Genomic DNA, 14,069 nt, shown 5'->3' on the forward strand with positions numbered 1-14,069 from the left:
TTTATATAATGGATGTGAGTAATAAAAGGTTTTATTCTTATAGGTTTTACTATTGAATAAAGTGTTTTAAAAATGCATCAAATGTTTGTGCTCATTTTTTAAGGGATTATTATGATATATTGATGTTTTAGTAAGAATTATAACCTTAAAGTATAATTAGTAAAAAGTTGAGATTAAGGACAACGACAAATATATTTTATATTTTCCTATCTTTTATGCTGTATTTATGGTAAAATAATGTCAAAAATTGTATATTGCAATGAAGATTGGATGGCGAATTCATGAATAGAATAGTATAATCGTATTCTGATAAAGGAGGATTTTGAACTATGTTGGAACGTCTTCTTATGGCAGGAGAAAAGTATTATTTTATGCACAAAGAAGTAACAATCATAAAGGTTTGGGATTGCTTTCATCTTGCGGAAATAAAGGAGTTAATCAGTCAGCGGTCCCTTTTGGTCGACATTTGTACATTGACTATTAATCCGAATTATACTAATTCTATATCTTTGCGACTTTTTTTGGAGGAAGAAAATGAGTGCTCTGAATTTTATTGAAGGTTATATGAATGGTAATGCATGGGAACAACTATGTGTTATGTGTTACCGTATGCGATATCAAAATGAGCATTATACTCCTATTTCTGCTGCTCAAGGTGGAGATGGTGGAATTGAGGGATTCACTCAGTGCGGTATTGTTCATCAATGTTATTGTCCTGAAAAAGATTATTCAGATGAAGAAAATTATGAACATTTGCGTGACAAGATGACAAGAGACATTGGAAAACTCCATAAACCGGCTTATATTAAGAAACTTTGTGAATAGGGTGTACCACAAATAATAGAGTGGCATTTTGTGATTCCGGAGCAAAATGATTCACGTATTGTAAGGCATGCTGAAACTAAAAGGAAAGAAGTGCTAGATGCTAAGAAATCAAATCCAACAATATATACACATATTAGTGATGATTTTAAGGTAATAATAAAATGTGCAGATGATTTCTTGTTGGAAATAAGCAGAATAGTTCTCTCTCCCCACAAGGACTATCTACTGAATTTGGAAATAAGGGATACGATTACTCTTGATTATACACAATGTGGATCTGAAAAAGTAAAAAACATACAAAGAAAGATTAAAGCGATTAAGAATACAGATGATGATTCTGATGAGGATGTTGTCTTTTTAGTTAATCATTTTGTAGAATCATACCTTAGTGGATTAGCAGTACTAAGCAAGCTAAGGTTGAGTTTTCCAGAAATTCATAAGTCATTAATCGAATTGGAACAAAGTTGCAAAAAAGATGTATCAGTAAAAACACGAACGATATCAGATCGTTCAGAAAACTCAAATTTGTTCAATAAACTGCTAGATGATTTTGAAGGTAGACTTAAAGAGCAATTTTCTACAACTATTGATTTGGCATCAATTGGAGAACTTAAGCAAGACTTAGTTGCAAGTTGGTTGGCAGATTGCTCAATGGAATTCAGGAAAGCAGGTGACAATATTGGATAGACAAAATCTAATTGAGAATAACGGCATTGTTTTTAATGCCAAACCAGATGCTGTCCCTTATAATTATCGAGTTAGCTATAAGGTTTCACAAATTTGTCTTATTCTTGCAAAATCTTGTTGGGGAAGATCTGGATGCTTGCCAGTAAAATTACATATGATATCATTTGCACTTTGCTCCAAGTCTACAATGGACAAACTCGTAAATTTTGCTCTGAATGAATTTGCGGACACTCCTATAATTCGTTTTGATCCAGCAGTTAACAGAGCAGTAACTTTCGCAATAGCGGACAATTTGATTATTCATAGTAAAAATGGTAAATACACTCTAACAGACAAAGGAAAGAAATTCGTTGAAGAAATTGATAAAGATCCAACCGTACTTGCTGCCGAAAAATTGGATCTTTCAGAATTATCAAAAAAGCTTACTGATGAAAAGATAAAACAGCTATCATATATCTGGAGGAATACTTATGCTGAGGATTAATCGTCTTCGTATTGAAATTAAAGCTGCAAATGAATCTTATGGTGGAATTTATGGATTTGATGAGAGATTTTCTTATGGGTTGAATTTTATTGCAAGTCATAGCAATACATCAGGTAAAAGTTCTGTAATTGAAGCTATTTTTTATTGTCTCGGATTTGAACAAATTATTGGTGGCAAAAACGATAAGGTTCTAACCGCAGTTTATAAGTCGATAATAAAAGATAATGACAAAGACTGGAGTGTTTTAGAATCAGGTATGTACCTTGAAATTTCAAATGGCAATGAAACTATAACGATATATAGAACAGCCACTATGGAGGGTAGAGATTCAAGGCTCGTAACAGTTTATTATGGTGATTATGACTCCATTGGAGATAAAAATACTTTAATAGAGGATATGTATCTGCATGATGGAGGAGCCTCAACTAATGAAAAAGGATTTCATGCTTTTTTAGAATCCTTCTTATATCTTCAATTGCCGCAGGTACAAACAAGTGGTAATGATCAGAAACTATATTTGCAAGTAGTTTTTTCTTGCATGTTTATTGAGCAAAAACATGGCTGGAGTGATATCTTCTCAGGAATGCCTTATTTTGGCATCAGGGATGCGAAAAAGCGTGTTGTTGAGTTTTTACTTGGATTAGACACTTTCAAAAATGAAAAAGAGAAAGATAGACTTAAGGCAATAAGAGATGCAATAACAATTGAGTGGAAAGCAATATGTGATGATATTAATAGAAATGCAAATCGGGAGGCTTGCTTTATAAGTGGGTTGCCAAGTAACCCGAAAATAATGAGTGAGCGGGACTATAAGATTATATTCGCTACAACAGTAGACGAAAAGTCACTTAATGATGCAATATCTGAACTACAAGAAGAGCATGATTCAATAAAGCAGCTCAAGCCAAGAAATATTGACAATTTTGAAATCTTGAATGACGAATTACAAACGGTAGAAGAAACTATAGCTTTATTTGAACAGAAAGCTGTTGAATGTGAGAGCCAAATTATTTTGTCGCGTAGCGCTATTATTCAAGCTGAACAAAGTCTCGAAGTGGTTTTGCGTGATTTAAGGAACAATAAGGATGCTGCAAAGCTACAAAATATGGGTTCTATAATAGGCTGTCAGGTCTCAACTAATGTTTGCCCAACTTGTAATCAACAAATACAAGATTCACTTTTACATGTAGGTGATGGGATATCTGTTATGAGTGTTGAAGAAAACATCAGACATCTTGAAGGTCAGAAAAGTGTTCTTGAATTCACACGTAATAGCCACAGAGAAAATTTAGATGAATCAATACTTATAAAGAATGACTTACAATCAAGATTGCTAACACTCAGGCGTCTTGCTCAGACAATCCGATCAGATATTTACTCTACTGAAACAGAGTGGTCTGAATCTGTTGTTCAAAAACTTGTTGATATAGAAACAAGAATCAGGCGCTATGAGGAACTTCAAGTATTTATAGATCAGCAATTATATGAAATTAATGAACTCTCCAATCGCTGGATGAAATATAAAGAAGACTATGCGAAACTTCCTAAAAAGACAGTATCTGATTTAGATGTTGAAATTATCTCAATTCTTAAATCAAACTTTATTGCTAATCTTCGAAAATATAAATACAAAAGTGCACCGAACATTGATGCAATTGATATTCCTATTGAAACGTGTCTTCCGACAATTGATGGGTTTGACATGAAATTTGATTCATCTGCTAGTGATAATATTAGAATAATTTGGTCGTTTACAATGGCTTTGCTTCAAACCTCTATCGCAAAAGCCGGAAATCATCCTGGCTTAATAATCTTTGATGAACCTGCACAGCACAGTATAGTAACTTCTGATATGGAAAGTTTAATTCAAAGTGTACTTGATTTGAAAGGATCAAGTCAAGTTATTGTAGGAATAACCCTTAATAACGAAGAACTAAAGACATCCATTGAAAATCTGCCTAAACTTGATGCTACAATAATAGATGTGGGTGATCAAGCATTTCAGCTGCTTGATAAATTAATAATTCGGCAAGCTCGGCTATCTGAGTTTCCGCTATTAAAAGACTTTCTTTATGAAGCTATTTTTGTGCCGTATGGAAACACACCGCCGAGTAAGCAGATTTTACTAGAGTCTGGCATATCTGCTTACATTGATAACTTTGGAGAGAAAGAGAGTGACATCTGTTATGTTGCAAAGAAAGATGGTGACATTATTGGTATGGCGTGGGTTCGGATATGTGGTAGTTATGGATATGTAGATGATCAGACCCCAGAACTTGCTATATCTATTCGTCCAGAACACAGGAGTAAGGGTATTGGAACTAAATTGTTGTCAAATTTATTGTCTTATCTTAAAGACAAGGGATACAAGCAAACATCACTTTCAGTTCAAAAATCTAACCCTGCAGTTAGGCTATATAAAAGGCTGGGTTACAAAATTGTAAAGGAAAGTGAAAAAGACTTTCTAATGATAAAATATTTGTAATGATATTAGTGTAATCCTAAATATGGAAACTTAAAAGTAAAGTTAATAAATTATTTGAAATACTATAACAGTGATGAACAATTAGCCGAACAAGAAAACACAATGAATATGTTATGTAGGCAGGAAAAACATAAAACCATAATATAAAGAGGTTAATATGAGTGAATATAAAAGAGGATCTGAATGGAGAAAATGGGACTTGCATATACATTCCAATGCTTCTGATGGGAACGGAACACCGATTGAAATAGTTGATGAAGCAATAAGGAAAGGCATTTCCGTAATTGCGCTAACTGACCATCATACTGTAAAAAATATTGATGAAATAAAAGAATATTCTAAGGATAAGTGTATTCATGTAATTTCTGGAATTGAATTTAGAACTGAATATGGAGAAAAATCAGTCCATATTATAGGCTTGTTTCCTGATGTTTTTAATGAAATAGAATTAAACTCAAAAGCATTAAATGACTTAATACTATCACCATTAGATTTGTCTGAAACTAGAATAATTGCTAAAGGTCGTGAAAGTGATCCTTCTTTGACTGAAGATAAAGCTTTTAAGAAAGGTATGTTTCAAGTACAAGTAGATTTTAAAAAGGCTTCTGAACTTATAAGAAAATATGGCGGATTAGTGACAGTACATTCTGGGGATAAACATGGTTCAATAGAAGAAATGAAGCATCAAGGAAAAAGTCCTAGAAATGTTAGTAATATTGCCGATTCTTTGGGGCCTGTAAAAGAAGAAATTCTTAAAGAATATGTGGATTTATGTGAAATGTCATCATGGGATGAAAAAAATACAAAGTTTTATTTGAAAAAATTTAACAGAAACACGATTGTTGCTTCTGATGCTCATGATTTTAAGAAAATAGGTGAAGAATATAGCTGGATTAAGGCAGATCCAAATATAAATGGATTACAGCATGCGTCTATTGAACCTGATAGAATTTTTATTGGTGAAATTCCACCTGCACTTGATAGACTTCAGAAAAACAAAACTAAAACTTTAGAAAGGTTAACAGTATCTTGGGAAGACTCTTATACTGGATTAAGTGGAGAATGGTTTAAAGATGTCGATATTTTAATTAATCCTGAAATGACTGCTGTAATTGGAAATAAAGGTAGTGGCAAAACGGCTATTGCAGAAATAATTGCTCTTCTTAGTGAGTGTAAAAATAGTAATGATTTTGTTTTCCTAAATAAAACAAAATTTAAAAACAAAAAGTTAGCAACTAACTTTAAGGCTAGGTTAAATTGGTATAATAATGTTTTAGAAAAAACAAAAAATTTGGATGAAGAGACAGACTTTACAGCTGAAGAATTGATACATTTTGTACCTCAGCGAAGCTTTGAATCTTTCTGTAATGATAGTGACGAAAAGTTTGAGGAAGAAATTAATAAGGTAGTATTTTCACGTATGCCTATAGAAGAGACATTAGGCTTTTCGACTTTTAAAGGTTTACTTGAAAAGAAGAAAAATGTGATTGTTGAAAGAAGGGACGAATTGTCGTTAAAAATCAAATCTCTTAATGAATCAATCAAGAGGCTAGAAGAATCAAAAGATAATAAAAATGTACAAGCCTTACAATCAGCAATTTTGCAAAACAACTTAGAGTTAGAAGAGCATAATAAAATTAAGCCTACAGAAGTAAAACCACCAAAAGATTTGGATACCAAAGAGTATCAAGAATTGATAGAAGAGCATAAAAAAGTCCAAGAGCAAATTTCTAATGAACAAAAATTATTGAATCAATTATTTCAAAAACAGTCAGATTTAGAAATAATTATTGAAAGTATAACGAACTTAAGTGAAAGAACAAAAGCTTCTATTGGTGAAATATCTAAGAAATTACAGACATATAAAGTTGATATCGAAAAAGTATTTAGTTTTAATGTTAATTCTAGTGATGTTACAGCTATCCTCTCAACTGTTAAAGAAGAAATCAAGGCAGCAAAACTTAAAATATCAGATGATCCAGGGAGCTTAGGGATATTAATAATTTCAGAAAATGAAATGAGGAAAAAAATAGATGCTTTTAATCAAGAAAACGAAGGTAAGCTATCTAAGTATCAAAAGTTTATAGATGACAACAAAGAATGGCATGAAAAACTTGAAAAGATTATTAAACATAAGGAAGAACTAAATGATAAGATTGAATATTTGGGGGACTTAGTAGATTCACCTATTGTAGCAGACATTAACAAGTTGAAGTTAGAACGGCTTGAAAAAGTCAAACAAATTTTTGACTGTTACAATGATGAGGTTAAGATTTACAATCAGTTTAAAATACCAATAACCAATTTTATACAAGCTTATAAAGAACAATTAGACAGTTACGATGTTAAGATAGATGTGGGACTATACCCAAAAGATGATTTTGTTAACTCTTTTGTTGAAACGTATATTGATAGTGGTGTTACAAGTGAATTTAGAGGACAGGATGGTCAAAAGCTATTTAAGACTATTGTTAATGAATCTGATTTTACTACTTATGAAAGAGTAGAATTATTTATAAATAAGATACAGTCTGTTTTTGAAAAAGACAGTAAAAAGTGTTACCACCATATATTCAAAAAAGGAAAATATGATGCATTTGTAGATTGTTTTTATAATTTAGAATTTTTAAAAGCTAGATATTCTTTACAATTATACGGGAAGCCTTTACAAGAATTATCTCCTGGTGAAAGAGGTAGTTTATTACTTGTGTTTTATTTGCTATTAGACGCAAGGGATATTCCATTAGTGCTAGATCAACCTGAAGATAATCTTGATAATGAAAGTGTGGCAAAGATATTAGTTCCATTTATTAGGGAAGCAAAAAAAAGAAGACAAATAATAATTATAACACATAATTCCAACCTTGCTGTAGTATCAGATGCTGAACAAATTATTCGTGTGAGACTTGACAAAACGAGCGATAAGTTTTCATTTGAAAGCGGTTCACTCGAAAGTAATATTATCAACGATGTAGTAGATGTATTAGAAGGTACTAAAAGCTCATTTAGGATTAGACAAACCAAGTATGATATTTCTTAAATTAAGAATTGCCTTAAGCATTATTCAACAGTGGAGATGCTTACGATAAATCTGTTCCATTAGCATAAGCTGTCATGTAAAATCTGCAACGATAGTGTGGATTGAAGAAAAGGCAACTTCGCGGTTTGATAGTGCCTTTAATTCCTAAGCGTAATTATAGTATAAATTAAAGATGCTTATATGGGATTGACTACAAAGGTTACTATAACAGTTTAAATTTTGAAGATATGGTCATGTCATACTAATATATTTATTAAAAAACAAAGGTTGATAGTAGAGATTATAAAATCATATCATGACGTCAAGGGGGTACCGGGCTCGATGGTCATCAGAATTACAGCAACAGGGCACATTGAGACGGTCTGCAAACATATATTCGGAAAAGTAATCTATAAAGAAGAAATTTGTTACATTCAATTTTATGGGAGGGAAAAGTATGTTAGCAGACTTTTATAAAAAGTTAGATTTACCAGAACAAATTGGGAAAGAAATTGTGATTCCTGACTCTTCACATGAAGCAATTTATCTTTCTGAACATGGGGAGCTATTTTGTTATTCTGGTATTCACAGCAAAGATACTGGTAAAGTTTTCTTTGAAGGTTGGCCTTATTATTTAATTGGAAAACACACTAAAGATTGCAAAGAAGATATAAAGGGGTTTTTTAGGATAAAGGATGGATGCATATTGTTAACTGGATTTGTAGACCATAAATTTTATAATAAGAAAATGTATAAGTCGCTTAATAATTATATTGTTCGTCTACCCGTAGCTAATAGCTGCTATTTTGGCATTCAAGAAAGAATAGAAACGAGTAATTCGTTGTATTTTGAGGAAAACAAGGAATTGTCTCAAGCTTGTTTTGGATTAACATATAATGAACTCGAATATTTTATAAAAATTTATGCTGAAAGATTAGGAATAGATAATAGGTATACACAATTTCCTAAAATAACACGATCTATGAACAAGGATAATTTCTGTGATATTACTGGAATTTGGATTCCACCTAAGTTCCCGTATATTGCCTTTAATAATAGTGGATATGCTTTTTCTCATGTGTCACTATATGGATTTTATCGCCACATAGGAGCAATGATCTCAATAGGTGAGAATACTGCTGCCACACAAATATTTAAAAATAAGACTTTTGCTGGAGAAATTATTAATGGAGTTGAACAGATAAATGATTATTTTCCATTTGAGGTGAAAGTTACTCGGGAAATAATCTTTTCTCAAGCATATGATTTATATTAGAAGTGATTAAGCTATTGGTATGGTACTTTTTACAACAAATATACTCTCTAAATAATAAAATATTATCAAGCAACAAAATCAATATTGTCAGCTTAAGTAATATTAAATCCTAATATTGAGTACAAAGAACGCTGGGCTATGTTAAAGATGTTGATGTAGGTTTTGTGTCAAGATTCCTAAGGTAATGAAGTGTGAAAGGATATTTGAGAGTATCAATTATTATATTATTGAGAAAAGAGTGTACTGTTATAATGAATGATAAAATTAAATTGAAACAGTGGAAAGAAATTAGTGAAGCAAAGCTTAAAGATCTATATTATGAACAAAATCTATCTGATTATACTATTGCAGAGATTTATGGTGTTACCAAAAATCAAGTCAGATATAAACGCAATAAATTTGGCATATCAATAAAAAATAAAATTTTCAATGAATTTATTTCACAGAGCAGTGAAGTTTACAAAGGTTTGAATAATGACTCCAAAGCCAGACTTTTAAAACAAGAAAATATAGATGGTATTGCTAAAGCATTAACTCATTATGCATTTAGAAATGGACCAGTTGAGGATATGCATGCTAATGGTAAATTAACACAAGAAGACATGAAAATACTAAACAAATATATGGTTAATCGATTAGCTGGAATTATGTATACAATTTATGAAGAAAAGTGGTTACAATTAGAATTGATATATGAACACCTAAAGAACTATGGTACTCATTGGGAGCAAGCTGAACCTGACACCGAGGACTTGGAATTAATATGGAATGAAAATCTAAAATTGATAAAAAACAATTTTAGATAGAAATAAAAATAGTCTTAATATATGACATAAGTGCAGCATCATGCTTTTATATCATTTTGATATTTGATTTTATCCACATAACTACATAATTAATAGAAAAAGCAAACTTTAAATACACTTTAATTTTCTGGATTCGAAGGGATTAAAGTTTATTTGAAGGAAAATTGCTAAGAGAACATCGGCGTAATTTTCGGAGAATATATGGGAGTGTGTCTGGATGATTGTCATACAAGTTATAAACATGTATGACATATTACAATTGAATTATAGATAAATTAAATCGGGACTAGTTGTGAAATTCAATAAATTGGGAAGGAGATTCTATATGGCAAATGATATTATGAATCCTATAGTTGGTGAAATTAGAGACATTTTGGATAATGCACGTCAGAATATTGCGAGAGAAGTCAATAATGAATTAATCTTATCTTATTGGAAAATTGGTGAAATTATTGTTCGCTATGAGCAAAATGATAGTATTAGAGCAGAGTATGGTGAACAGACATTGAAACAGCTAGCAAAATCACTGACAGCAGAGTTTGGTAAAGGCTTTTCGCGTGCAAATCTTTATAACATGAGATTGTTTTATCAGACATATCAAAAAATCCAGACGGTGTCTGGAAAATTGAGTTGGTCTCATTATTGTGAATTACTTAGTATATCTGATAAGGATAAACGCAATTTTTATGAAAAGGAAACTGTAAATGCAAAGTGGTCTGTGCGAGAGTTGAAACGGCAGATAAGTACTTCGTTATATGAGCGATTATTGCTTTCGAAAGGTGAAGTTAATAAAAAGGAAGTTTCAAAGTTAGCGATGAACGGAATTGAAATTAATGAACCAAAGGATATTATAAAAGATCCTTATGTTTTTGAATTTCTTGGTATACCAGAGGACAAGCCAATGATGGAAAGCGATCTTGAAAAGGCTTTAATTAAACAAATTGAAAAGTTTTTGTTGGAACTTGGCAGAGGCTTTATGTTTGTAGGTACTCAGCAGAGAATTACTATAAATAATACACATTATTATGCAGATATGGTTTTTTATAACAAACCTTTGAAGTCATATGTGATTATTGAACTTAAGACAACGAAGCTTATGCCAGAAGCAACAGGGCAGTTAAATATGTATTTGAATTATTACGAAAATGAAGTTAATGATGAAGGTGATAATAAGCCAATTGGCATTATATTGTGCACAGATAAAGATGCATTGACAGCAGAGTATGCCTTAGGTGGCTTATCCAATAATATTTTTGCTTCGAAGTATACGTATTATATTCCAGATAAGAAAGAACTGATAGAGCAGGTGGAAAAGGTAATTAACAGATTACAGGAAAAATAATTCATTGAGTATAGGACATTGAGCCTGCTCTAATGTCTCGGGGAATATCGACTTATAATTGAGGAGCAAGCTACTGATAAACGGGTAATCATTTTTAGAAGTATACCTTCCCACCAAGGGGATACTAGATACTTATGACATCATTATTGTACTCTCAAGGCACGTGGAGATTTGCGTTGAAATATGTCATGTAAAATAACAGATGATAATGTACGTTATATCCTCTATATGGTAAAATAAAAGAAAAGGTAGCTACTAAAAATTAATTTTGAAGTAATTGTTATTATTTTAAAATAGTGGATTGAATTTCTGCCGATGCCGATAAAGATTTATATATTAAAACAGATGTTATCAAACCAAGTGCATAGGATATATTGAAGAAGTATTTAACTCCCGGAATTTTTGTAGAACATTCGGAGGTCTGTTTTTGTATTAAAGGTAGAGATAAGAAAGTACGATTGTACTTTGTCGGAGGATGTTTGATATAAGCCTGAGAAAGCAGGCAGTTTTGAAGGACTGATGGTGTTAAATATTGAGAATTGGAAGGATTCGTTCAGACCTCGCATTTTAGAACATGGTTGAATTATTATGAAATGGGAGCAGTTGAGAATATTATAGAAGACTGAGGCAGGCTTTTGTGCTACTGCAGTGGAGGTTTAATGGAGTTTTATAGATAGAGTAAGATTTATGAAAATATGCATCTTTATGATAACTGCCCATATGGACTTTAAAGAAAAACTTTACAGTTGCCAATTATAAAGAAAACTTAATAACTGAAATAGAATAAAAATCTTAAATTAAAGGGAGGCTTGAGACTTTGCAAGAGCAGAGATTTGCAAAGGGGGACTGGACGCTTTTCAAAAATAAAATTGCTGATTGGCAGGAAGCCTACATGAATAAGCTCAAGAAGGAATATATAGAATTACTAAGTGAAGACGCTAACCCATCAGAAAAGTTTTGGAGGCTGGACAAGAGAATAAAGGCAGATATGAAGAAAACTGGTGTTCAATTAGAAATGAGCCGGTCGAACCTTATTTATAACATTGTTTCACTTATAAATGATGGTGCAATTAGCTTTGAAGATCTCGAAGAGTTCAGTGATGAGCTGAAGGAAACGGTAAGTGCCTTTGTTAAGAGGTAGTTCAGAGTATATGGAGTTTTGAATGATTGATCCATATGAAATGCTCTATTGGAACAATAAATGGTATACGGTTTGGAGTTTGTCATCTTCAAAGAAAAATCAGAAGTTTTTGGATTGAACAGATTTTGTGGATACAGCGATCGTAAATGATAGAAATTCGTAGGTTTTTAAAGATAAATTCAAAAGAGTTGAAATGATGGAAGGAAAAAAATGAATAATGAGCGCATGAAGTTGCCTAAATTTCTCAAAGAAGTGGATGCACTGTCAAAGAATTTAAGCCATGAAAATATGGAAATGCTGATCCATGAGATAGCAAGAACGTGGCCTGAAAATAGAAGAAATAATTTGCTGCAATTGATGAGATCTTATGAAAATATATCAGGGAGCAAATCCTGCAAAAAGTGCATTGATGATGGAATATCTCAAATAGTAACTGACATAGAAAGCATAAAAGAGAGATTAATTCAAATCAACTCTGCAGATCGTCTTTTAGAAAGTGAATATAATGAAGAGTGGGATGACTGGTACAATAGTGATGTAGATGAGGTTCTCTTCTCTGACCCAAAGGGAATTTTAAAGGATATTAATGAAGCAATGGAATTAATTCATACCTGCGTTGACATGGAGTTATATATAGAGGGATATGAGCTTTCAGAAATTCTATCTGTATTAGAGGTTTCTTCGGAAGGTGATTATTGCGATTATAATGGTTCCCCTTTATATATGCATGAGTTAGAACAATATAATTTATTAGGGCATGAGTATATTCCGTTTGTAAAGGAATGTTTATATCTTGCCTATATGGGAAACCCACTTGAAGAAAGAGCAGACGAAATATATTGCATGATGGGAAATTTTAGGTGTAATGATGTGAAGCTTGAGGATATCATGCAATCTGGAAATGATGAACTACCACAGTTTGATGCTTTTCTTACGATGTGGATAGGATACCTTGGTGCACAAAAAAGTAAATCAGCGGACAAATTATTAAGAGAATCTCAATCCATGATTCAGGATGAAAGCTGTCTATTGGAAAATGCAAGAAAATATGTGGCGGAGCATCCTTCCTTGTATCAGCAGTTTTTAGAGATAAAACTGAATTCTGATGAAAGTGATAGTATGTTTCAAATTGGGATAGAAGCAATGGAGAAAATTCCATCTTCTTATCTAATCAGGAGCGAAATAGCACTTCTTACAGCAGAGTATGCAGTGAAATTGAATGATCATGAGAAGATGGAAAAATGCTGGATTGAAGCATTTCGTTCTGAAACTACAGTGGTTAACTATATGCGAATAAGAATCTGCTCTAATAATTGGAAACAATGGGAACAGGAACTTAAATTTATTATAGAACAGACTTATCAGAAAACGAAAAATCGAGAAAAAAGTCTTTCTTACGACATGAATGCCGAGAGGGAAAATTATCTTTATCAAGAGAGTTATTGTACTATGCTGTTTTTTGAAGAACAGTTTGAAAGGATGTATTCTGTGGGTATGCATGAAAAGAATGCCCTTGGTTGGTCATCAACGTTTATGAAGCAGGGACTGGCATTTATGTTTTTGCTTCTGTTTCAAGGAGAAAAATTTCCGGAAGGTATGAAGACAATGCAAAGCAGGGCAAAGTCTGTCTGCAAAATATCCGCTGATAAGTTTTATCGGGGAACGGAAATTAATTCTAAACTATCGGATAATGAATTGTTTTCACAGCTTTTCAATTCATGGAAGAATGAAGTACAACTAACAATAGAAGAATCAAAGAAATGGTTAGGGAAAATTGAAAAATGGATTGCCGGCAGAGTGACTGGGATTATGGAAGGAAATCATAGAAACTATTATGGGGAGTGTGCTTCCTTTATCGCTGCATTTGGAGAAGTACAGGAGTCTCTTGGTATTCCTGATGCTAAGGCACATATTATGGAGAAATACAGAAATGAGTATTCCAGACGAAGTGCGTTCCGCAAGGAATTGGTGATATATGGAATGAAAAAATAGATGAATCAATGA

At 32.3% G+C, this 14,069-nt stretch carries 11 protein-coding genes; all 11 read left to right on the forward strand.

Features of this window, described 5'->3' with window-relative positions; genetic code table 11:
* Positions 1 to 329: 329 nt before the first annotated feature.
* The 11 genes from HZF24_RS04615 to HZF24_RS04665 all read left to right on the forward strand — a co-directional run bounded on the left by HZF24_RS04615 (position 330) and on the right by HZF24_RS04665 (position 14,057).
* Positions 330 to 557: a hypothetical protein gene (locus HZF24_RS04615; RefSeq protein WP_179237096.1), complete on the forward strand. Its 228-nt coding sequence runs from the start codon at positions 330 to 332 to the stop codon at positions 555 to 557.
* Positions 535 to 825: a hypothetical protein gene (locus tag HZF24_RS04620; RefSeq protein WP_179237097.1), complete on the forward strand. Its 291-nt coding sequence runs from the start codon at positions 535 to 537 to the stop codon at positions 823 to 825. Before HZF24_RS04615 ends, HZF24_RS04620 begins: the two co-directional genes overlap by 23 nt.
* 30 nt (positions 826 to 855) lie before the next feature.
* Positions 856 to 1,512 (forward strand): hypothetical protein, encoded by a 657-nt coding sequence (locus tag HZF24_RS04625; RefSeq protein WP_179237098.1) that lies wholly within the window; start codon positions 856 to 858, stop codon positions 1,510 to 1,512.
* The gene (locus HZF24_RS04630) at positions 1,505 to 1,996 is read left to right on the forward strand and encodes a helix-turn-helix domain-containing protein (RefSeq protein ID WP_179237099.1); all 492 of its coding nucleotides are present in this window, start codon (positions 1,505 to 1,507) and stop codon (positions 1,994 to 1,996) included. The genes HZF24_RS04625 and HZF24_RS04630 overlap by 8 nt, the downstream gene beginning before the upstream one ends.
* On the forward strand, positions 1,983 to 4,481 hold the full coding sequence (locus tag HZF24_RS18910; protein ID WP_246345947.1) for a GNAT family N-acetyltransferase: 2,499 nt from the start codon (positions 1,983 to 1,985) through the stop codon (positions 4,479 to 4,481). The genes HZF24_RS04630 and HZF24_RS18910 overlap by 14 nt, the downstream gene beginning before the upstream one ends.
* A 157-nt stretch (positions 4,482 to 4,638) precedes the next feature.
* Positions 4,639 to 7,521 (forward strand): TrlF family AAA-like ATPase, encoded by a 2,883-nt coding sequence (locus HZF24_RS04640; protein WP_179237100.1) that lies wholly within the window; start codon positions 4,639 to 4,641, stop codon positions 7,519 to 7,521.
* 436 nt (positions 7,522 to 7,957) lie between these two features.
* A complete protein-coding gene (locus HZF24_RS04645) occupies positions 7,958 to 8,776 on the forward strand; it encodes a hypothetical protein (protein ID WP_179237101.1) in 819 nt (272 codons plus the stop codon).
* 251 nt (positions 8,777 to 9,027) lie between these two features.
* Positions 9,028 to 9,582 carry a hypothetical protein gene (locus tag HZF24_RS04650; RefSeq protein WP_179237102.1) on the forward strand — a complete coding sequence of 185 codons (555 nt, stop codon included), beginning with the start codon at positions 9,028 to 9,030 and terminating at the stop codon, positions 9,580 to 9,582.
* Between the two features lie 325 nt (positions 9,583 to 9,907).
* Positions 9,908 to 10,924, forward strand: coding sequence for a PDDEXK nuclease domain-containing protein (locus HZF24_RS04655; protein WP_179237103.1), 1,017 nt, complete (start codon positions 9,908 to 9,910; stop codon positions 10,922 to 10,924).
* 817 nt (positions 10,925 to 11,741) lie between these two features.
* On the forward strand, positions 11,742 to 12,065 hold the full coding sequence (locus tag HZF24_RS04660; protein ID WP_179237104.1) for a multidrug transporter: 324 nt from the start codon (positions 11,742 to 11,744) through the stop codon (positions 12,063 to 12,065).
* 210 nt (positions 12,066 to 12,275) lie between these two features.
* Complete coding sequence (locus tag HZF24_RS04665) at positions 12,276 to 14,057, forward strand: hypothetical protein (protein ID WP_179237105.1); 1,782 nt, start codon at positions 12,276 to 12,278, stop codon at positions 14,055 to 14,057.
* Positions 14,058 to 14,069: the final 12 nt, after the last annotated feature.

Source organism: Sedimentibacter hydroxybenzoicus DSM 7310 (assembly GCF_013403245.1).
GTDB lineage: Bacteria > Bacillota > Clostridia > Tissierellales > Sedimentibacteraceae > Sedimentibacter > Sedimentibacter hydroxybenzoicus.

Coding starts and splice junctions, on each gene's coding strand:
- HZF24_RS04655 (WP_179237103.1), top strand. CDS start 9,908: ATGGCAAATGATATTATGAATCCTATAGTTGGTGAAATTAGAGACATT.
- HZF24_RS04615 (WP_179237096.1), top strand. CDS start 330: ATGTTGGAACGTCTTCTTATGGCAGGAGAAAAGTATTATTTTATGCAC.
- HZF24_RS04640 (WP_179237100.1), top strand. CDS start 4,639: ATGAGTGAATATAAAAGAGGATCTGAATGGAGAAAATGGGACTTGCAT.
- HZF24_RS04645 (WP_179237101.1), top strand. CDS start 7,958: ATGTTAGCAGACTTTTATAAAAAGTTAGATTTACCAGAACAAATTGGG.
- HZF24_RS04650 (WP_179237102.1), top strand. CDS start 9,028: ATGAATGATAAAATTAAATTGAAACAGTGGAAAGAAATTAGTGAAGCA.
- HZF24_RS18910 (WP_246345947.1), top strand. CDS start 1,983: ATGCTGAGGATTAATCGTCTTCGTATTGAAATTAAAGCTGCAAATGAA.
- HZF24_RS04620 (WP_179237097.1), top strand. CDS start 535: ATGAGTGCTCTGAATTTTATTGAAGGTTATATGAATGGTAATGCATGG.
- HZF24_RS04665 (WP_179237105.1), top strand. CDS start 12,276: ATGAATAATGAGCGCATGAAGTTGCCTAAATTTCTCAAAGAAGTGGAT.